Annotated in this window: 21 protein-coding genes; 12 read left to right on the top strand and 9 right to left on the bottom strand. The window is 72.4% G+C overall.

Annotation, left to right across the window (positions count from 1 at the left end):
• The first annotated feature begins 60 nt into the window (after positions 1-60).
• Positions 61-3,363 (top strand): PKD domain-containing protein, encoded by a 3,303-nt coding sequence (locus tag FIP57_RS00360; RefSeq protein ID WP_162529631.1) that lies wholly within the window; start codon positions 61-63, stop codon positions 3,361-3,363.
• 30 nt (positions 3,364-3,393) lie between these two features.
• Here the strand turns inward: FIP57_RS00360 and FIP57_RS00355 are convergent, their stop codons facing one another.
• The 5 genes from FIP57_RS00355 to FIP57_RS00335 form a co-directional block, all read right to left on the bottom strand.
• The gene (locus FIP57_RS00355; RefSeq protein WP_148570800.1) at positions 3,394-4,146 is read right to left on the bottom strand and encodes an amino acid ABC transporter ATP-binding protein; all 753 of its coding nucleotides are present in this window, start codon (positions 4,144-4,146) and stop codon (positions 3,394-3,396) included.
• Positions 4,147-4,151: 5 nt separating this feature from the next.
• Positions 4,152-4,937 (bottom strand): amino acid ABC transporter permease, encoded by a 786-nt coding sequence (locus FIP57_RS00350; RefSeq protein ID WP_148570798.1) that lies wholly within the window; start codon positions 4,935-4,937, stop codon positions 4,152-4,154.
• Between the two features lie 34 nt (positions 4,938-4,971).
• Positions 4,972-5,778 carry a basic amino acid ABC transporter substrate-binding protein gene (locus FIP57_RS00345; protein ID WP_148570796.1) on the bottom strand — a complete coding sequence of 269 codons (807 nt, stop codon included), beginning with the start codon at positions 5,776-5,778 and terminating at the stop codon, positions 4,972-4,974.
• Positions 5,779-5,898: 120 nt separating this feature from the next.
• On the bottom strand, positions 5,899-6,744 hold the full coding sequence (locus tag FIP57_RS00340; RefSeq protein ID WP_148570794.1) for a hypothetical protein: 846 nt from the start codon (positions 6,742-6,744) through the stop codon (positions 5,899-5,901).
• 13 nt (positions 6,745-6,757) lie between these two features.
• Entirely contained in the window at positions 6,758-7,591 is an 834-nt protein-coding gene (locus FIP57_RS00335) for a L,D-transpeptidase (protein ID WP_148571740.1), read from the bottom strand.
• 137 nt (positions 7,592-7,728) lie between these two features.
• On the opposite strand from FIP57_RS00335, the gene FIP57_RS00330 reads away from it, so the two are divergent.
• A complete protein-coding gene (locus FIP57_RS00330; protein ID WP_162529630.1) occupies positions 7,729-8,274 on the top strand; it encodes a DUF1697 domain-containing protein in 546 nt (181 codons plus the stop codon).
• 35 nt (positions 8,275-8,309) lie between these two features.
• The gene (locus tag FIP57_RS00325; RefSeq protein WP_148570790.1) at positions 8,310-9,083 is read left to right on the top strand and encodes an enoyl-CoA hydratase-related protein; all 774 of its coding nucleotides are present in this window, start codon (positions 8,310-8,312) and stop codon (positions 9,081-9,083) included.
• 21 nt (positions 9,084-9,104) lie between these two features.
• Here the strand turns inward: FIP57_RS00325 and FIP57_RS00320 are convergent, their stop codons facing one another.
• From FIP57_RS00320 to FIP57_RS00305, 4 genes are all read right to left on the bottom strand, one after another.
• On the bottom strand, positions 9,105-9,692 hold the full coding sequence (locus FIP57_RS00320; RefSeq protein WP_148570788.1) for a nicotinamidase: 588 nt from the start codon (positions 9,690-9,692) through the stop codon (positions 9,105-9,107).
• An 18-nt stretch (positions 9,693-9,710) separates the two neighbouring features.
• Positions 9,711-10,484: a hypothetical protein gene (locus tag FIP57_RS00315; RefSeq protein WP_148570786.1), complete on the bottom strand. Its 774-nt coding sequence runs from the start codon at positions 10,482-10,484 to the stop codon at positions 9,711-9,713.
• Between the two features lie 43 nt (positions 10,485-10,527).
• Entirely contained in the window at positions 10,528-11,307 is a 780-nt protein-coding gene (locus FIP57_RS00310) for a LamG domain-containing protein (RefSeq protein WP_148570785.1), read from the bottom strand.
• Between the two features lie 70 nt (positions 11,308-11,377).
• The gene (locus FIP57_RS00305) at positions 11,378-12,682 is read right to left on the bottom strand and encodes a nicotinate phosphoribosyltransferase (RefSeq protein WP_203230965.1); all 1,305 of its coding nucleotides are present in this window, start codon (positions 12,680-12,682) and stop codon (positions 11,378-11,380) included.
• A 60-nt stretch (positions 12,683-12,742) separates the two neighbouring features.
• Here FIP57_RS00305 and clpS point away from each other — a divergent pair, with 60 nt between their 5' ends.
• The 9 genes from clpS (at position 12,743) to FIP57_RS00260 (ending at position 18,641) form a co-directional block, all read left to right on the top strand.
• Complete coding sequence (gene clpS, locus FIP57_RS00300; protein WP_148571738.1) at positions 12,743-13,027, top strand: ATP-dependent Clp protease adapter ClpS; 285 nt, start codon at positions 12,743-12,745, stop codon at positions 13,025-13,027.
• The gene (locus FIP57_RS00295) at positions 13,020-13,604 is read left to right on the top strand and encodes a DUF2017 domain-containing protein (RefSeq protein ID WP_148570780.1); all 585 of its coding nucleotides are present in this window, start codon (positions 13,020-13,022) and stop codon (positions 13,602-13,604) included. Before clpS ends, FIP57_RS00295 begins: the two co-directional genes overlap by 8 nt.
• Before the next feature lie 34 nt (positions 13,605-13,638).
• Entirely contained in the window at positions 13,639-14,094 is a 456-nt protein-coding gene (locus FIP57_RS00290; RefSeq protein WP_148570778.1) for a M67 family metallopeptidase, read from the top strand.
• A 52-nt stretch (positions 14,095-14,146) separates the two neighbouring features.
• Positions 14,147-14,422: a MoaD/ThiS family protein gene (locus FIP57_RS00285; protein ID WP_148570777.1), complete on the top strand. Its 276-nt coding sequence runs from the start codon at positions 14,147-14,149 to the stop codon at positions 14,420-14,422.
• 23 nt (positions 14,423-14,445) lie between these two features.
• A complete protein-coding gene (locus tag FIP57_RS00280; protein ID WP_148570775.1) occupies positions 14,446-15,393 on the top strand; it encodes a PLP-dependent cysteine synthase family protein in 948 nt (315 codons plus the stop codon).
• 7 nt (positions 15,394-15,400) lie between these two features.
• On the top strand, positions 15,401-16,075 hold the full coding sequence (locus FIP57_RS00275; RefSeq protein WP_238993182.1) for a lysophospholipid acyltransferase family protein: 675 nt from the start codon (positions 15,401-15,403) through the stop codon (positions 16,073-16,075).
• 70 nt (positions 16,076-16,145) lie between these two features.
• Positions 16,146-16,955, top strand: coding sequence for a glutamate racemase (murI, locus tag FIP57_RS00270; RefSeq protein WP_148570773.1), 810 nt, complete (start codon positions 16,146-16,148; stop codon positions 16,953-16,955).
• Entirely contained in the window at positions 16,952-17,719 is a 768-nt protein-coding gene (locus tag FIP57_RS00265) for an MBL fold metallo-hydrolase (RefSeq protein ID WP_148570771.1), read from the top strand. Before murI ends, FIP57_RS00265 begins: the two co-directional genes overlap by 4 nt.
• A gap of 31 nt (positions 17,720-17,750) precedes the next feature.
• The gene (locus FIP57_RS00260) at positions 17,751-18,641 is read left to right on the top strand and encodes a DUF3152 domain-containing protein (protein WP_148570769.1); all 891 of its coding nucleotides are present in this window, start codon (positions 17,751-17,753) and stop codon (positions 18,639-18,641) included.
• The last annotated feature ends 10 nt before the right edge of the window (positions 18,642-18,651 follow it).

The following is an 18,651-nucleotide window of genomic DNA, read 5'->3' as shown; positions in this document are numbered from 1 at the left end:
CGACAGCCAGGCTGGGGGGCCAGCGGGCTCAGCGACCATCTCTCCGTGGGGGGAACTCACATGTCCCGTGCCCGTCGTGCGCGGTCGACGACGTCTGTCGCCGCCGCACTGTCCGTCCTGCTGTCGATGCTGGGCGCAGCGGCGCTGGTCGCCGTCACCAGCACACCCGCTTCCGCCGTGATCAGCGGCAACGTGCTCAGCGGCACCGCGTCGCGGATGTGGCAGACCAACAGCGAGGTCGACGCCCTCGCCGTGGCCAACGGCGTGATCTACGCCGGGGGCAAGTTCACCCAGGCGCTCCCGCCGGCGGGCACCACCGGCTCGGCGGCGAACCGCACCGGGCTCGCCGCGTTCAACGCAAGCACCGGCAACCTCATCACCACCTTCAACGTCAACCTGCGCACCTCGACCGGCGCCGCGGCCCGCGTCACGGCGCTGGCGGTCTCCCCGGACGGCACCCGGCTCTACATCGGCGGCAACTTCACGACGGTCAACGGCACGACGCGCAACCGGCTCGCCGCGGTCAACCCGACCACCGGCGCGCTGGTGACCGCGTTCAACCCGAACCCCAGCGCTGCGGTGCACGCGATCGCGCCGACCAACACCACCGTCTACATCGGCGGCGACTTCACCCGGGTCGGCGGCACGGCCGGCGCGGCCCGCACGAACCTGGCCTCCGTCACGGCCGCCACCGGTGCGGTCAACGCGGCCTTCAACCCGACCTTGGTCGCCGGGCCGCCGACGCCCGACACGACCCCGTCGCCGCGGGTGAACGCGCTCGCCCTCGCCTCCGACGGCAGCCGCGTGCTGGCCGGCGGCAGCTTCCAGACCGTCAACGGCGTCCTCACCGGCGGCATGGTCTCCCTCGACCCGACGGACGCCTCCCTCGAGACCTGGAACGCGAACGTCCTCGGCCAGCAGCCGATCAACACCAACTGCGGCGGGCGCACCACGGACATCGTCGTCAGCGGCACCACCGCCTATGTGACCGCCGAGGGCGACCCGCCGGGGTGCTACGAGGGCACCTACGCGGCGAACGTCAGCGACGGCGCCATGGCTTGGAACGCGTCCTGCCTGGGTGCGTCCCAGGGACTCGCGGTGGCCGGCGGCGTGCTCTACAAGGGGTCGCACCAGCACGACTGCGCCTTCATGGAGGGCGGTGCCTTCGGCGGTTACGTCGGCGGCGTGGCCCGCGAGGCGTTCATCCACCGCTACCTCGTCGGCCAGGACGTCCGCGACGGCAGCTTCGTGCACTGGAGCCCGAACACCAACGCCACCGCGACCGGCGGCACCACCTCCGTCGGTCCCCAGGTGATGGCCTCGGACGGCCGGCAGGTCGTCGTCGGTGGCGACTTCACCCGGGTCAACGGCGCCACCCAGGCGGGGCTCGCCCGCTTCGAGCCGCTCGGCGACACCGCCGCGCCGGAGGTCGTGGGGCGCAGCTTCAACGGCGACCCGTGGCCCGACGTCACGCCGTACACCGTCATGCGCATGCCCGTGACGGTGCAGCCGACCGCGGCCGGGACCCTCACCGTCCAGTGGCCGGCCACCCATGACCCGGACACCGGGACGCTCACCTACCGTCTCTACCGCGACGGCAGCAACACGCCGATCGCCGCGGCGACCCAGACCGTCGAGTCCTGGCACTGGACCCGTCCCGTGCTGCGCTTCGACGACACCGGGCTCGCTCCCGGCTCGACCCACTCCTACCGGGTCGACGCCACCGACGGCGCGGGTCACACCAGCACCCGCTCCACCGCAGTGTCGGGAACCGTCCGCACCTCGGCCCCGCCGCCGTTCGCCTCGGCGTACTCCGCGACGAACCCGGCGGTCTGGTGGCGGCTCGGCGAGTCCGGCACCAGCGTGGCGGACAGCAGCACCACGGCCGGGACGCCCGGCCAGCTTCAGGGCGGGGTGACGACGGGGGTCCCCGGAGTCGCGTCCGACAACACCGCGATCACCTTGAACGGGTCGTCGGGCTACGTCACGTCGAACACCACGATCACGCCCTCGACCGCCTTCACGCAGGCCGTGTGGTTCCGGACCACCACCCGTCGGGGCGGTGTGCTGCTCGCCCTGTCCAGCAACCAGACCGGCGCCGGCGGCACCACCGACCGGAGCATCGTCATGGACAACAACGGCGCGCTGGTCCTCGGGCTCGGCCGCACCGGCGTGCGCAACCAGGGCCCGGTCTGGAACGACGGCCGGTGGCACCAGGCCGTCGCCACCTACGACGGCAACGGCAACAGCACCCTGTACGTCGACGGCTGGCGACAGGTCTGCACCACGAACGTCGTCTCCTCGCCCGACTGCGCGACGATGACACGGCTGCCGGCCACTCCGGGCCCGAGCTACCTGCGGGTCGGGTACGCCGACACGACGAGCACCCAGCTGGTCTTCGGCCGCAACTTCTATGCCCGCAAGTGGCCGCTGAGCGACTACTTCAGTGGCAGCGTGGACGAGCCGATGGTGATCCCCCGGGCGCTCACCGCCGCCGAGGTCGCCGACCTGTTCGCGGCCGGGGTCGCCGGACTGGGCGGCAGCGGGCCGCAGCCCACCCCGCCCACCGCCGGGTTCACGTCGCAGGCCACCGGCCTCTCCGCGACCTTCACCTCGACGTCCACCGACGACGAGCCGCTCCCGGCCGCCGCCTACTCGTGGGACTTCGGCGACTCGACACCCGCCGGCACCGGCGCGACGACGAGCCACACCTACGCCGCGGCCGGCACCTACACCGTGACGCTCACCGTGACCGACGCCGACGGGCTGGTCGACACCGAGACCCGCACCGTGGTGGTCAGCGAGCCGACCGGCACCCCGACGGACTCGACCGTCGTCGCGGGCGGCTCCGCGTGGAGCTGGAGGTACGCCACGGGTGCGCCGCCCACCGGGTGGAACACGCTCGCCGCCTTCCCGTCCGCGTGGGCGGTCGGCAACGGCGTGTTCGGCTTCGGGAACACCGGCGCCGCGAACCCCGTGACGACGAACATCGACTGCGCCGGCTGCTCCACCAACACGGCGAACCGGCCGCTGGCGGCGTACTTCACCAAGAGGTTCACCGTCGCGGACGCCTCGCAGGCGCTGAACCTGCGGCTGACCACGCGGGCCGACGACGGGATCGTGGTCTACGTCAACGGGGTCGAGGTGGGCCGGAGCAACATGCCGGCCGGGACGGTCACGGTGGGCACCTTCGCCGGGCCCGCCCGGAGCACGGCGACCGCGGTGGCGAACCCGGTGGTGATCGACGTGCCGCCGAGCCTGCTGGTGACGGGGCAGAACGTCGTCTCGGTGGAGACCCACCTGAACTACCGGAACACGCCGAACGTCTCGTTCGACCTCGAGGCGGTGCTGACCTCGCAGTAGCGGGGTCGGCGCCGGCCGGGGCCGGGCGCGTCAGAGGACCTTCGAGAGGAACCCCTGGGTGCGGGAGTGCTGCGGGTTGGCCAGCACCTCGCGCGGGTCGCCCTCCTCGACGATGACGCCGCCGTCCATGAAGACCAGCTTGTCACCGACCTCCCGGGCGAACCCCATCTCGTGGGTGACGACCATCATCGTCATCCCGTCGGCGGCCAGGTCACGCATCACGCCGAGCACGTCGCCGACGAGCTCGGGGTCGAGCGCGCTGGTCGGCTCGTCGAACAGCATCATGTCGGGGTCCATCGAGAGCGCCCGGGCGATCGCGACGCGCTGCTGCTGGCCGCCGGAGAGGTGCGCGGGGTAGGCGTCCTCCTTGCCGGCGAGCCCGACCTTCGCGAGGTTGTTGCGGGCGATCTCGACGGCCTCGTCCTTGGAGCGCCGGCGCACCCGCTGCTGGGCGATCGTGAGGTTCCGCATCACGCTGAGGTGCGGGAAGAGGTTGAACGACTGGAAGACCATCCCGATCCGGGAGCGGATCTCGTCGAGGTCGACCTCCGGGTCGCAGATGTCGACCCCCTCGACGAGGATCGTCCCGGAGGTCGGCTCCTCGAGCCGGTTCACGCAGCGCAGCAGCGTCGACTTCCCGGAGCCGGACGGGCCGATGACACAGACCACCTGACCCTGGTCGACGTGGAAGTCGATGCCCTTGAGCACCTCGTTGTCGCCGAAGTACTTGTGCAGGTCGCGCACCTCGATGGCGCGCGTCCCGGCGGGGAGCGTGGACGTCACTCGAGTCACCTCGCCTTCTGCTGCCGGCGCTCGAGCCGGGCGACGAGCCGGGTCAGCGGGAGCGTGATGATCAGGTACGCCGCGGCGGCGACGATGAGCGGTGTGGAGTTGGCGTACTGCGTCAGCGCGTCGCGGGAGAACGTGGTCAGCTCCCGCTCGTCGATCGCCGCGCCGATGACGAAGAGCAGCGAGGTGTCCTTGATCAGCAGGACGAACTCGTTGGTCAGCGGCGGGATCACGATGCGGAACGCCTGGGGGAGCACGATCGAGAACGTCGTGCGCCCCGAGGTCATGCCGAGCGACCGCGCCGCCTCGAACTGTCCCTTGGGCACTGCCTGGATGCCGGCACGCAGCGTCTCGGCGATGTAGGCCGACGAGACGATGACGAGCGCCAGGACGCCGGCGCCGACGCTGCCGCCGGGCGGCCGCCAGGAGAACGCGATCGGCACCGCGAACCCGAAGGCCAGGATGACCACGAGGGCCGGCAGCCCGCGGAAGAACTCGATCCACGCGGTCGCGATCCAGCGGTACGGCGCGATCGGCGAGAGCTTCATCAGCGCGAGGACGATCGCGAGGGCGAGCCCACCGGCGAACGCGATCACCGTGTAGATCACGGTGTTCTTCACGCCGACGGTGAGGACCTCGGGCCACAGCTCGCCCATCACCTCGCCGCTGAGGAAGTTCTGCCGGATGGCCTCCCAGTCGGCGATCAGGGCCAGGAGCACCACGGCGCCGACGAGGACCGCGTAGAGGAGCCCGCGGACCAGTCGGCGCCGTGTCGACTTCTTCATGGGGTGAGGCTAGTGCCCCCGCCGGTGGCGGGCCTCACTCCGTGGCGAAGTACTTGTTGTAGATCTCGTCGTAGGTGCCGCTGTCCCGCAGCTCCTGGAGCTGCTCGTTGACCGCGTCGAGGAGCTGGGTGTTGTCCTGCTTCACCGCGAACCCGTAGGACTCGTCGGTGGAGTACTCCTCGACGATCTCGAACTCGCCGTCCTTGGTGTGCTCGATGTTGACGGGGAGGTCCTGGAGCAGCGCGTCGACCTGGCCGGCCTGGATCGCGGGGTACATCTCGCCGTCGCTCGGGAAGCTGACGATCTCGGTGTCCTCCGGCGCGTTCTCCTCGGTGTAGGACTTGCCGGTGGTGCCCTGCTGGACACCGACCTTCTTGCCGGCGAGGTCCTCGATCGAGGCGATGTCGGAACCGACCGGGACGAGCAGCGACTGCTTGGAGTCGTAGTAGGGCTCGGTGAAGTCGAGGTTCGCCTCGCGCTCTTCGGTGATCGTCATCGCGCTGGCGACGATGTCGCACTGGTCGGAGTTGAGCGACAGGCCGCTCTGGAGCCCCTCGAACCCGGAGTCCTTCACCTCCAGCTCGAGGTCGAGCCCGGCGGCGATCTCCTTCATCAGGTCCATGTCGAACCCGGTGTACTCGCCGCCCTCCTGCACCTCGAACGGCGGGTAGGGGATGTCCGAGCAGACGGTCAGGGTGCCCTCGGAGATGGTCTCCACGCCGGAGTCGGCCGAGCCGGAGCCCGAGCCGCTCGGCTCCTCGTCGTCGCCGCACGCCGACAGCGTGAGGCCGAGGAGGAGCGCCGCGCCGAGCGACAGGGTGCGCATTCGTCGAGTCGTCATGGGCGCATTGTGGTCGATGCCCACGTCCGTGCGGCGCACGGGTCGGCAACGATTGGGTTGCGATCGTCGTCGACGCGGGCGCCGCCCGCCGGGGGCCGGTGGCCCGGCCCGGTCGGCGGCTCAGCCGGTGACGGGGAGGTTGCCGCGGACCGGCTCCGGCGCCGGTGCGAGCGGCGGCAGGTCCGGCTCCGGCTCCTCCACAGCCGGCTCGGTCGGGAGCGGCTCGCCGCAGGTCGCCGAGCCCAGGACCACCTCGGCCTCGCCGGCCAGGTCGACGACCAGCGCGTCGATGGTGAACGAGCCGTCCTCGTGGGCGGTCTGCCGGTTCGCCGTGATGGTGAGCCCGGGGTTCTCCGGAAGGATCGCCGTGTCCGGCTCGAGCGCCGGGACGTCCACCGGCAGGCCGAGCAGCGTCACCCCGCCGATGTCCACGGTGCCGCTGTCGCCCTCGCAGGCCACCTCGACCAGGTCGACGGCGAGCAGGTCGGTGAGCTCGCCGGAGGCCAGCGACTCGCAGGCCGTCCGCACGTCCAGGACCTCGTCGAGGGGGATCGGCAGCTCGGGGATCTCCGGGATCTCCGCCGGGGTCTCCGGGACCTGCTCGCAGAGCGGCTGGAGCTGCGCGAGCCCCTCGGCGAACTCCGGCGGCAGCTGATCGACGATGCCGCCGCCGACGGAGATGTCCGCCAACGTCATCGAGGCGCTGTCGTTGCCCGCGCGGAACAGGCCGACCTCGCCGGTGAGCAGGGGGTTCTCCGGCAGCGCGCTGCCCACCCCGGTCTGCTCCGAGCCGTCGGTCGACTCGACGTAGGGCTGTCGCACCTGGGACTGCCCCTGGGCCACGATGTCGAGCCCGTAGACGTAGGACTTCGTCCCCGCCGCCTGGCTCGCCCCCGCGGACACCAGCACGACGGCAGCCGTCGTCGCCACCAACCCGGTGAGTGCGGCTGTCGCCGTCCTTCTCATCTCTTCCTCCGGTTCACTGCTCGTCGACCAGGACGAGCGTTCCTAGGGGCACCTGCGAGAGCGCGTCGAGCGCGTCGGCGGGGACGCGCACGCAGCCGTGGCTGACGGCCTGGCCGAAGACCGAGCCGTCCGGCCAGCCGTGCAGGGCGACGGTGCCCGGGCCGCCGCCGTAGGTGTCGAGGGTGTCGCTGTGCGAGCCCAGCGGGAGGATCACCGGCGAGAACGACTGCGAGTCGTCCACCAGCTGGCCGAGCAGGAAGGTGCGGCCCGTCGGCGTCGGCGTGCCGGGCGCGCCGACCGCCACCGTCCAGCTCCCGACGGTGGTGCCGCGGTCGACCAGCTCGAGCGTCCGCGAGCCGAGGTGCACCCGGATCAGGTACGGCGAGGTGCGCCGCTCGACCTGCTTGGTGCGCAGCCACCCCGTGGAGCCGTTGGGCCGGGAGGGCAGGAGCACCCTCGACCAACCACCACGCCGCTCGACCACCGGGAGCCAGGTGTCGCCGAACTGCTTCGGGCCGACCTTGGCGAAGGGGCGCCGGCCGGGTGCGGCGTACAGCGGGAGGACGGAGTGGGGGTGGACCACCTCGCCGTCGGTGACCCCCTGGGGATCGGGGTCGCGCGGCGCCCGGGGGAGCGTGGTGCGGGTGGTGGCGGCTTTCAAGGAGGCGAGCGTGACCCGGTTCTTCGCGGGCCTTTCGTCGGTGGCCGCGGCGTCGTCGCCGGGGGACACCACCAGGCTGACCGCGGTCGCCCCGAAGGCGAGGACGACGAGGTAGACGAGGCCGCTCGCGAGCGCGCGCACGCCGGAGCCGAAGCCGCTCCCAGTCCGTGACTCGCCCACGACCATCTCTCCCATGTGACGGACGACCGGCGCCGTCCGCGTTCCCTCGCTCCACCCGTCCCAACGAGCGGCGCTCCCACAGGTCACGCGCGGCAGTCATACCCAGTCACGCGCGGTTCTGTGCACCACGTCACACTCGTCCCGTGAGCGAGTACGTCGCGTTCCTGCGGGCGATCAACCTGGGCCGGCACCGGAAGTTCCCGATGGCGAGCGTGCGCGAGTGCCTCGGCGCCGCCGGCTTCGAGGAGGTCGCCACCCACATCCAGACCGGCAACGTCCGGCTCGTCGTGCCGGAGGGGGCGCGGGAGCGGCTCGGCGACCGGCGTGCGGTCGAGTCGGAGCTCGAGCGGGTCTTCGCCGCGACGACCGGGTTCGAGGTCCCGACCATGGCGTTCACCCCCGCCGAGCTCCGGGAGCTGCTCGACCGGGTGCTCGAGGACAAGGCCGGCGCCGAGCGCCACTACGTCGCGCTGCTCAAGGAGGAGCCCGACGCGGAGACCCGGCGGGAGGTCGAGGCCTGGTCGGCGCCGGGGGAGGGCGCGCGGGTGCTCGGGCGGGCGATCTACTGGTGGATCGACCACCCCACCGCCGCCGCGAAGCTCTCGAACACGCGGCTCGAGAAGCTGCTCGGCCCGGCGACGACCCGCGACCTCAAGGTGGTCACCGCCCTCGTCGGGAAGTGGTGCTGAGAGCGGTCCGCACGCCGGCGGCTAGGGTCCCGCCCATGGCGGACGACCTCGAGGTGCACACGGAAGGCGGCGTGTGCCGGGTGACCTTCTCGCGGCCGGAGGCGTTCAACGCCGTCGACGAGGCGATGGCCACCGGGCTCGTGAAGGCCCTGGCCGAGGCTGCCGCCGACGAGGGCGTGCGGGTGGTCGTGCTGACCGGCTCAGGGGCGGCGTTCAGCGCCGGCGCGGTCCTGCAGGGCGAGAACCCGGTCGAGAGCTTCGACGCTCGCGCGATGGACGCGGCGAACATGATGGTCCGCGCGATCGTCGGCGCCGGGAAGCCGGTGGTCGCGGCGGTCAACGGCGTCGCCGCCGGCGTGGGTGCCTCGATCTGCTTCGCCTCCGACCTCGCGGTGGCCAAGGAGTCGGCGTCGTTCCTGCTCGCGTTCACCCGGGTCGGGCTGATGCCCGACGGCGGGGCCTCGCTGACCGTCGCCGCCGCCGCCGGTCGGGCGCGGGCGATGCGGATGGCGCTGCTCGCCGAGCCGATGAGCGCGCGCGAGGCGCACCAGGTCGGGCTGATCAGCCACGTCGTCCCGGACGATGAGTTCGAGGAGACCGTCGAGAAGGTGGTGGGGCGGCTGGCGGCCGGGCCGCCGATCGCCTACGCGGCCACCAAGAAGGCGATCAACGCCGCCACCCTCGGCGGGCTCGCGCAGGCCCTCGACCGTGAGCGCACCGGTCAGGTGGTGCTCTTCGGCACCGAGGACGCCGCCGAGGGGATGCGGGCGTTCGTGGAGAAGCGCCGCCCCCGGTTCACCGGCAGCTGAGCCGCCGGTGCGCTCCGCCGGTCAGCCGATCTCGACCCCCGCGGCCACCATCTCCTCCAGGGCCTTCGCCGTCGTCTCCGGGGTGACCCCCGCGCACAGGTGCGAGAGGAGCCGCACCTCGAACCCCTCCCGGACCGCGTCGAGGGCGGTCGCCCGCACGCAGTGGTCGGTCGCGATGCCGCAGACGTCCACGCGGGCGACGTGGCGGGAGCGGAGCCAGTCGGCGAGCGACGTGCCGTCGTGGTCGCGCCCCTCGAACCCGGAGTAGGCCGCGGCGTACTCACCCTTGTGGAAGATCGCGTCGAACGGCTGAGGGTCGAGGTTCGGGTGGAAGGCGACGCCGTCGGAGCCGACCAGGCAGTGGCGAGGCCAGGTGGTGACGAAGTCCGGGTCGTTGCTGAAGTGGTCGCCCGGGTCGATGTGGTGGTCCTTGGTGGCGACCGCAGCGGCGTACGTCGGGGCGCCCGGGCCGCGCTCGCTCCACCGGTGGAGCAGCTCGCCGATGCGGTAGGCGACCTCGGCGCCACCGGCGACCGGGAGGCTGCCGCCCTCGCAGAAGTCGTTCTGGACGTCGACGACGATCAGCGCGCGCCTCTCCGTGGAGCTCATGGCCCGAGCCTGCCCGGGTCACTCGACGATGTCGAGGAACACCTCGTCGATCAGCCCGTTGAACTGGTCGGAGTCCTTCGCCATCAGCTCGCCGCGCCAGTCGAGCTTGCCGCCCACCGAGAAGGGGACGTCGCGCGACTCGGCGGCCACGTCGCCGGTCTTGCCGTTGACCGACTCCGTCCAGCTCTCGCCGTCGGAGAGCCGCACCAGCTCGAGCTCGACCCGCGAGTCGTAGCGGGTGCAGGTCGCGCGGTACCACTCGCCGGGGGTGACGTCCTGGTCGATCGCCACCTCGACCTCACCCTCGGCACCCTTGACCCGGCAGCTGGTCACGTCGCCGTCGAGCTGCAGCTTGTACTGGCCGACCGCGTCGTAGAGGCCGCGCTGCACCAGGTTGTCGCCGTTGTCGACCGGGGAGCCCGACGACTTCTCGTCGACCGCGAACTCGGCGCCGAAGCGGAAGGTCCGGGTCCCCGGCGCGAGGTCGTCCTCGCCGTCTCGATCCACCACTGCGACCGTGGCGAGCCCGGCGCCCGTCGTGGCGAACTCCGGGAACCGCAGTGCGGTGCCGTCGTCACGGGGCTCCTCGGTGACCTCGCCGCCGTTCGCGGTCACGGTCGTCACCTCGAGGGCGACGGCCCCGGCGCTCTGCACCCCGTCGTCGAAGGAGAGCACCAGCTCGCGGCTCTCGGTGTCCGGGTCCGGCTCGTCCTCGTTGCACGCGCCCAGGGCGAGTCCGGCGACCAGGACGAGGGCAGCGGCTGCGGCGCTGCGCACGGGTACGGCGCTCACGGTCCCCCCTCGTCATGTCGTCCTCGCGCGTGCGGGGGCAACTCTAGAAGACGTTGACGAAGGCGTTGTCCACTTTGCCGTTGAACTGGTCCGCGGAACCGGTCATCAGCCGGCCCGAGGCGTCGAGCTTGCCTCCCACCGAGAGCGGGACCGACGCCGAGGAGGGGCGCAGGCTTCCGGTCGCACCGGTCGCCGAGCTGGTCCAGGAGGCGCCGTTCCCGAGCCGGGTGACGCTCAGCGTGACCTTGGAGCCGTTGCGCTCGCAGACCGCGCGGTACCAGGTGTCGGGGGTGACGGTCACCGAGCTGCGCACCTGCACGGCGCCGGACGCGCCCTTGACCCGGCAGACCGGCCGCTTGCCGTCGACCTCGAGCTTGTACTGCATTGGGTGGCCCCACAGCCCCCGCTGCACGAGGTTGTTGCCGTTGTCGACCTTGCTGCCCTGCGAGGTCGCGTCGAGGGTGAAGTCGGCGCCGAACCGGAAGCGGGCGGTGCCGGGCGCCAGGTCGTCGGCGCCGTCGCGGTCGGTCACCGCCAGTGCTGCCAGCGGTGGGTTGCTCGACCGGAACGCGGGGAACCGGACCGCGTTGCCCGACCGGCCGCTGCTGCTGGCGACGGAGCCGCCGTTGTGGGTCACCGTGCGGACCGTCAGGGCGACGGCGCCGGCGCTCACCCGTTGGCTCCCGGCCTCGAAGCGCAGGTCCAGCTCGCGTTCGGCGGTGGCGGCACCGGCGGGTGGGGCGGCGATGACGAGGGCGGTGGCGAGGGTGGCCGAGAGCGCGGCGGCGGCCGCGAGCGCAGGGGTACGACGGGTTCGGTGCATCGGGGGACCTCCGGGGTGGCGGATGCCCGACGACTACCCCCGAGGTGGTCCAGACAAACAGCGCTCCCGGTCAGCCACCGACGTGCAGCGTGGGGATCACCGGCTCGCCGCGGGACATCTGGTGCGCCTGCAGCGGGAGCTCGTCGCGGGCCTCGAAGTGGCGCTGCCGGCCCCGCTCCAACGGCTCCCGGCCGACGACCTCGCCCGCCCGGACCAGCGGGACGAGCAGCGTGCGGTCGTCGCCGTCGTCCACCGGCGGCTCGCCGACCCCGACCACCTCGGCCTCGGCGACGCCTGCGGCGTCCCGACGGCGCAGGGCGTACTTGCGGCCGCCGAACGACCCCTTGTCCTGGCTCTTCTTCGCCACGCTGACCATCGCGCCGTCCGGCCCCTCGCGCGAGACCAGCTTGTAGACGAAGCCGCAGGTCGGGTGGCCGCTGCCGGTCACCAGCGAGGTGCCCACGCCGTAGCCGTCGACCGGCGCCGCGGCCAGCGCGCCGATGGCGTGCTCGTCGAGGTCGGAGGTGACGATGATCCGGGTGTCGCGGGCGCCGAGCTCGTCGAGCTGGGCGCGCACCTGCTGGGCGAGCGGCCCCAGGTCGCCGGAGTCCAGCCGCACCGCCCCGAGCCGGGTCCCGGCGACCTCGACGGCCGTCCGGATCGCCTCGGTCACGTCGTAGGTGTCGACGAGCAGCGTGGTGCCGGTGCCCAGCGACTGGACCTGAGCGGTGAAGGCGTCGCGCTCGGAGTCGTGGAGCAGCGTGAAGCTGTGCGCGCTCGTCCCGGTCGTGGGGATGCCGTAGCGGCGGCCGGCCTCCAGGTTGGAGGTCGCCTCGAACCCCGCGACGTAGGCGGCGCGGGCGCACGCGACCGCCGCCTCCTCGTGGGTGCGCCGGCTCCCCATCTCGATGCACGGGCGGCCGCTGGAGGCGCACGTCATCCGGGTGGCGGCGGAGGCGATCGCCGAGTCGTGGTTGAGCACCGAGAGCAGCAGCGTCTCCAGCACGACGCCCTCGGCGAAGGTGCCCTCCACGACCACCACGGGGGAGTAGGGGAAGTAGAGCTCCCCCTCGGGGTAGCCCCAGACGTCGCCCGAGAACCGGTACGACGCCAGCCACTCCAGCGTCGCGTCGTCGACCACCCGGGCGTCGGCGAGGTGGCCGAGCACCCCGTCGTCGAACCGGTACCGCTCGAGCGCGTCGAGCACCCGACCGACGCCGGCCACCACGCCGTACCGGCGCCCCTCGGGGAGCCGGCGGCCGAAGAGCTCGAAGACCGAGCGTCGGTGCGCCGTCCCTCCGGCCAGGGCGGCCTGGAGCATCGTCAGCTCGTAGTGGTCGGTCAGGAGGGCGGTCGACTGGCTGGTCACGTCCACGCGGGTCACCCTAGTTCCGTACCCAGCGGCGGACTCTAGAGTGGAACCGTGTCAGCACCCATGCCCGTGGAGTACGAGGAGTCGCAGCTCGACGACCTCACCGCCGCGGACCGGCCGTGGCAGACCGTCGTCTGGAACGACCCCGTCAACCTGATGTCCTACGTGACCTTCGTGTTCCAGCAGTACTTCGGGTTCAGCCGGCGCAAGGCCGAGAAGCTGATGCTCGAGGTGCACCACGACGGCCGGTCGATCGTCTCCTCCGGGAGCCGCGAGGAGATGGAGCGCGACGTGCAGGCGATGCACGAGTACGGCCTGTGGGCCACGTTGGAGCGTGCCGATGACTGAGGGCTTCCAGCCGCGGCGCCGCGGCGGGGCCGTCGCGACCTTCTCCGGCTTCGAGGCCGACCTGCTCCGGTCGCTCGCCTCCCAGCTGATCGAGCTGCTCCGCGACGAGGCGGCGGTCCCGACCACCGAGGTCGACCCGTTCGAGGCGCTGCTCGACTTCTCCGGTCCGACGAACGAGCCCGACGACCCGGTGCTCGCCCGGCTCTTCCCCTCGGCGTACCGCGACGACGAGGAGGCGGCGGGGGAGTTCCGCCGCTACACCGAGACCCAGCTCCGCAGCGGCAAGGCGGCCACCGCCGGCGCGCTGATCGACACGCTGGAGGAGGCGGGGCTCCCGCCGCAGCTCGACGAGGACGGGCTCACCATCGACGTCGAGCTCGACCCCGGGCAGGCGATCGCGTGGATGAAGACGATCACCGACATGCGGCTGGCGCTCGCCACGCGGCTCGGGATCGAGGAGGGCGACGAGGAGCTGTGGGAGCAGCTGCCCGACGAGGACCCGCGCACGCAGGTGCACGACATCTACGACTGGCTGGCCTACCTGCAGGAGACGCTCGTCCGGTCCATGGGCGGCTGAGGGAGCGCCTCGCCGCCCGAACTACCCTGGCCGGGTGCTTGTCATCGACCGTGCGACCTACGACGCCATCGTCGCGCACGCCAAGCGGGACCACCCCGACGAGGCGTGCGGCATCGTGGCGGGCCCCGAGGGCAGCGACCGGCCGGAGCGGTTCGTGCCGATGGTCAACGCCGCCGGCTCCCCGACCTTCTACGAGTTCGACTCCACCGAGCTCCTCGCGCTCTACAAGGAGATGTGGGACAACGACGAGGAGCCGGTCGTGATCTACCACTCGCACACCGCCACCGAGGCCTACCCGAGCCGCACCGACATCGGGCTGGCGAGCGAGCCGGGCGCCCACTACGTGCTGGTCTCCACAGCGCAGACCTTCTCGGACGAGCACGGGAATAACGAGGGCCCGGTGGAGTTCAGGTCCTACAGGATCGTCGACGGCGAGGTGACCGAGGAAGAGGTCTCCGTCGTCGACTCGCTGCCGGCCCCGACCGGCTGAGCCCGACCCCCGAAACCGACCACCACCACACGACCAGGGAGCACCGTCCGCCATGGCCATCGAGGTCCGAATCCCCACGATCCTGCGCACCTACACCGACGGGGCGAAGTCCGTCTCCGGCGAGGGCGCCTCGCTCAGCGAGCTGATCGACAACCTGGAGTCGGCGCACCCCGGCCTCAAGGACCGGCTCGTCGAGGACGGTGACCTGCGGCGGTTCGTCAACGTCTACGTCAACGACGAGGACGTCCGGTTCACCGGCGGCCTCGAGACCTCGCTCTCCGACGGCGACCAGGTCGTCGTCCTCCCGGCCGTAGCCGGCGGCGCCTGATCCCGCCGGAAGCCCACCCGACGATGCGCTTCGACAGCCTGCTCGACTCCGTCGGCGGCACCCCGCTCGTCGGGCTGCCGCGGCTGTCGCCGTCCCCCGACGTCCGGGTCTGGGCCAAGCTCGAGGACCGCAACCCCACCGGCTCCATCAAGGACCGGGCCGCCCTCAAGATGGTCGAGGTGGCGGAGAAGGAGGGCCACCTCCGCCCCGGGTGCACGATCCTCGAGCCGACCAGCGGCAACACCGGCATCTCGCTGGCGATGGCCGCGAAGCTCAAGGGCTACCGCATCGTCTGCGTGATGCCGGAGAACACCTCCGTCGAGCGCAAGCAGCTGCTCGGGATGTGGGGCGCCGAGATCGTCTCCTCGCCCGCCGCGGGCGGCTCCAACGAGGCGGTCCGGGTGGCCAAGCGGCTCGCCGAGGAGCACCCCGACTGGGTGATGCTCTACCAGTACGGCAACCCCGCCAACGCGCTCGCGCACTACGAGGGCACCGCGCCGGAGATCCACGCCGACCTGCCCTCGATCACCCACTTCGTCGCCGGGCTCGGCACCACCGGGACCCTGATGGGGGTCAGCCGCTACTTCCGCGAGCACAAGCCCTCGGTGCGCGTCGTCGCCGCCGAGCCGAGGTACGGCGAGCTCGTCTACGGGCTCCGCAACCTCGACGAGGGGTTCGTCCCCGAGCTCTACGACGCGTCCCTGATCGACTCGCGGTTCTCGGTGGGCCCGCGCGACGCCGTACGCCGGGTGCGGGAGCTGCTCGAGCTCGAGGGGATCTTCGCCGGGATCTCGACCGGCGCGATCCTCCACGCCGCCCTCGGCCAGGCGGCGAAGGCGCTCAAGGCGGGGGAGACCGCCGACATCGCGTTCGTCGTCGCCGACGGCGGCTGGAAGTACCTCTCCACCGGTGCCTACGAGGGCACCGTCGACGACGCCGAGGAACGCCTCGACGGCCAGCTCTGGGCCTGATCGGGGCGTGGCCGTGCTCTACACCGTCCTCCACTCGGTCGTCCCGCCGCTGGCCCGGGCGATCTGGCGGCCGGTGGTGGAGGGGCGCGAGAACGTGCCGCCCACGGGTGGGGTGCTGTTGGCCAGCAACCACCTGTCGTTCGTCGACAGCGTGGTGATCCCCGTCGTGGCGCCGCGGAAGGTCGTCTTCCTCGCCAAGGAGGAGTACTTCACCGGCACCGGCCTCCGAGGCCGGGTCTCCAAGGCCTGGTTCGAGGGGCTCGGCATGGTGCCGGTCAACCGCGCCGACACCCGGTCCGCGCTCGACTCGCTCGACATCGCCCTCGAGGTGCTCGGCCGGGGCGAGGCGTTCGGGATCTATCCCGAGGGCACTCGCTCCCGCGACGGCCGGCTCTACCGCGGCCGCACCGGCGTGGCCCAGCTCGCCCTGGTGTCCGGCGCCCCGATCGTCCCGGTGGGGCTCGTCGGCACCGAGCGGCTCCAGCCGGTGGGCGCCCGGCTGCCCCGGCTCGCCAAGGTCACCGTGCGGTTCGGCGAGCCGATCCACGTCGCCGGGAGGTACGACGGGGTGGCGCCCGGACGGGCCCGGCGGGAGATCACGGACCAGCTGATGGCGGCGATCCAGGCGCTGACCGGCCAGGAGCAGGCCGGCGTCTACAACGAACGGCCGGCGGCGGAGTGACGACGGTCGCAGGACCGGTGTGGCTCGGGTAACGCGGATCCACCGCATCGCCCACTAGCCTTGCCGGGTCATGGCGGACGCTCCCCTCGGCATCTTCGACTCGGGCTTCGGTGGTCTCACCGTGGCCCGTTCCGTCATCGACCAGCTCCCTCACGAGTCGGTGCTCTACCTCGGTGACACCGCGCGCCAGCCCTATGGCCCGAAGGGGATCGGCGAGGTCCGCGAGTACGCCCTCGAGTGCCTCGACCACCTGGTCGACCAGGGGGTGAAGCTGCTGGTCATCGCCTGCAACTCGGCGAGCGCGGCGGTGCTCCGCGACGCCCGGGAGCGCTACCCGGTGCCGGTGGTCGAGGTGATCTACCCCGCGACCCGGCGTGCGGTCGCGGCGAGCCGCACCGGCCAGATCGGCGTGATCTGCACGCGGGCGACCGCCGACTCGATGGCCTACGACGACGCGTTCGCGGCAGCCCCTCACGTCACCCTGCACACCCGGGCCTGCCCGCGGTTCGTGGAGTTCGTGGAGGCCGGCGTGACCAGCGGGCCCGAGCTGCTCGAGGTGGCCCACGAGTACCTCGACCCGCTGACCTCCTCCGGCATCGACACCCTGATCCTCGGCTGCACCCACTACCCGCTGCTGACCGCGGTGATCTCCTACGTGATGGGCGACCAGGTGACGCTGGTGAGCAGCGCCGAGGAGACCGCGAAGGACGTCTACCGCACGCTGGTCCGGCGCGGCCTCGAGCGCGACCCGTCGCTGCCGGAGCCGACCCACCGGTTCCTCACCACCGGGGACCCTGAGGAGTTCCATCGCATCGGCCGGCGGTTCCTCGGCCCCGAGCTGCAGTCGGCGAAGCAGTTCGCCTGGGTGGGGTCGCCGTGAAGGTCACCGTGATCGGCTGCTCCGGCTCGTTCGCCGGGCCGGACTCCACCGCGAGCTGCTACCTCGTCGAGGCCCCGGACACCGAGGACCCGACGAGGACCTGGCGCATCCTCCTGGACCTTGGGTCGGGGGCGCTCGGTGCGCTCCAGCGTCACTGCGACCCGCTGCTGGTCGACGCGGTGTTCATCAGCCACCTGCACCCCGACCACTTCTTCGACATCAGCGGGTACTACGTGCTGCGCAAGTACCACCCCGAAGGACCGCAGCCGCAGATCCCGGTGTGGGGTCCCCGGGGGACGAAGTCGCGGATGGCCCGTGCGTACGGGCTGCCGCTCGACCCCGGGATGAACGACGAGTTCGCGTTCAAGCGGCTCCGCCGCGGCGAGGTCGAGCTCGGCCCCTTCACGGTGACCGCCCGGCGCGTGGACCACCCGATCGAGGCCTACGCGCTGCGGGTCGAGTGCGGCGGGCGGGCCCTCGTCTACAGCGGCGACACCGCCGCCTGCGACTCGCTGACGCGGCTGGCCCGCGGAGCCGACCTGCTCCTCGCCGAGGCGGCGTTCCGCGACGGTCGCGACAACCCGCCGCACGTGCACATGACCGGCTCCGAGGCCGCGCGCACCGCCGAGGACGCTGCGGTCGGGACGCTGGTGCTGACCCACATCCCGCCGTGGCACGAGAAGGCCGAGGCGCTGCACGAGGCCGAAGGCGTCTACTCCGGGCCGGTCCTGCTCGCCGCCGAGGGCGCCACCTACGAGGTCTGACCCTCCGGACGCGCTGGCTAGGGTGGAGGCCATGCTCAGGCCCCTGCTCGCCCTGGTGACCCTGGTGCTCGTCGCGACGTCGGCCGCGGTGCTCCCGGCTGCCGCGGGGGAGCGGCCGCAGCCGGGACCCAGCGTCCACGCGCACGGCGACGACCGGCTCGAGCTGCGTCGCGCACCCCGCGTCGTGGGCGTCGCCCGGATCGGTAAGACGCTGCGGGTGCGTCCGGCCACCTGGAAGGGCGAGCCCGACACCGTGCGCTACCGCTGGCTCCGGGACGGCGAGCCGATCCGCGGGGCCACCGGCAAGCGCCGGAAGCTCACCGTCGCCGACTTCGGCCACGGGGTCGCGGTGCGCGTCACCGCCCGCAAGGCGGGGCACGCGCCGGTCCGGGTCATCGCCTCCGCCACCCGCCGGGTCGACCACCGGGTGCGGGCGAAGCGGACCGTGACCTACCACGTCGAGACCCGCGGGCGGGTCGTCGCCGACCTGCGCCGGTTCCGCACCCAGGCCCAGCAGACCCTCGACGACCCGCGCGGGTGGCGCGGCGCCGGCGTGAAGTTCCGCCGCGTGGCCCGGGGCGGCGACCTCACCCTGGTGCTCAGCGAGGCCTCGCGGCTGCCGTCGTTCTCCCCGGTCTGCAGCGTCGAGTGGAGCTGCCGGGTCGGCCGCTACGTCGTGATCAACCAGACCCGGTGGCTGCACGCCTCGCCGATGTGGAACCGCAGGAGCAGGTCGCTGCGCGACTACCGGCACATGGTCGTCAACCACGAGATGGGCCACTGGCTCGGCCACGGCCACCGCGGCTGCCCCCGGCGCGGCGCCGCCGCCCCGGTCATGCAGACGCAGTCCAAGGGGCTCGACGGCTGCCGTCCCAACCCGTGGCCCACCCCGTCGGAGCGGCGGCTGCCGCGTTTCGGGTGAGCATCGCGCC

The organism is Nocardioides caldifontis (assembly GCF_008087345.1).
In the GTDB taxonomy this organism is placed as follows: Bacteria; Actinomycetota; Actinomycetes; order Propionibacteriales; family Nocardioidaceae; genus Marmoricola_A; species Marmoricola_A caldifontis.
Note: the sequence above shows the minus strand (reverse complement) of the source record. Positions and strands in the feature narration are given on the sequence as shown.

Bases quoted from the DNA above. Each gene is read 5' to 3' on its own strand.
- FIP57_RS00360 (WP_162529631.1), top strand. From the start codon at position 61: ATGTCCCGTGCCCGTCGTGCGCGGTCGACGACGTCTGTCGCCGCCGCA.
- FIP57_RS00350 (WP_148570798.1), bottom strand. From the start codon at position 4,937: ATGAAGAAGTCGACACGGCGCCGACTGGTCCGCGGGCTCCTCTACGCG.
- FIP57_RS00345 (WP_148570796.1), bottom strand. From the start codon at position 5,778: ATGACGACTCGACGAATGCGCACCCTGTCGCTCGGCGCGGCGCTCCTC.
- FIP57_RS00340 (WP_148570794.1), bottom strand. From the start codon at position 6,744: ATGAGAAGGACGGCGACAGCCGCACTCACCGGGTTGGTGGCGACGACG.
- FIP57_RS00335 (WP_148571740.1), bottom strand. From the start codon at position 7,591: ATGGTCGTGGGCGAGTCACGGACTGGGAGCGGCTTCGGCTCCGGCGTG.
- FIP57_RS00325 (WP_148570790.1), top strand. From the start codon at position 8,310: ATGGCGGACGACCTCGAGGTGCACACGGAAGGCGGCGTGTGCCGGGTG.
- FIP57_RS00320 (WP_148570788.1), bottom strand. From the start codon at position 9,692: ATGAGCTCCACGGAGAGGCGCGCGCTGATCGTCGTCGACGTCCAGAAC.
- FIP57_RS00310 (WP_148570785.1), bottom strand. From the start codon at position 11,307: ATGCACCGAACCCGTCGTACCCCTGCGCTCGCGGCCGCCGCCGCGCTC.
- clpS (WP_148571738.1), top strand. From the start codon at position 12,743: ATGCCCGTGGAGTACGAGGAGTCGCAGCTCGACGACCTCACCGCCGCG.
- FIP57_RS00295 (WP_148570780.1), top strand. From the start codon at position 13,020: ATGACTGAGGGCTTCCAGCCGCGGCGCCGCGGCGGGGCCGTCGCGACC.
- FIP57_RS00285 (WP_148570777.1), top strand. From the start codon at position 14,147: ATGGCCATCGAGGTCCGAATCCCCACGATCCTGCGCACCTACACCGAC.
- FIP57_RS00280 (WP_148570775.1), top strand. From the start codon at position 14,446: ATGCGCTTCGACAGCCTGCTCGACTCCGTCGGCGGCACCCCGCTCGTC.
- murI (WP_148570773.1), top strand. From the start codon at position 16,146: ATGGCGGACGCTCCCCTCGGCATCTTCGACTCGGGCTTCGGTGGTCTC.
- FIP57_RS00260 (WP_148570769.1), top strand. From the start codon at position 17,751: ATGCTCAGGCCCCTGCTCGCCCTGGTGACCCTGGTGCTCGTCGCGACG.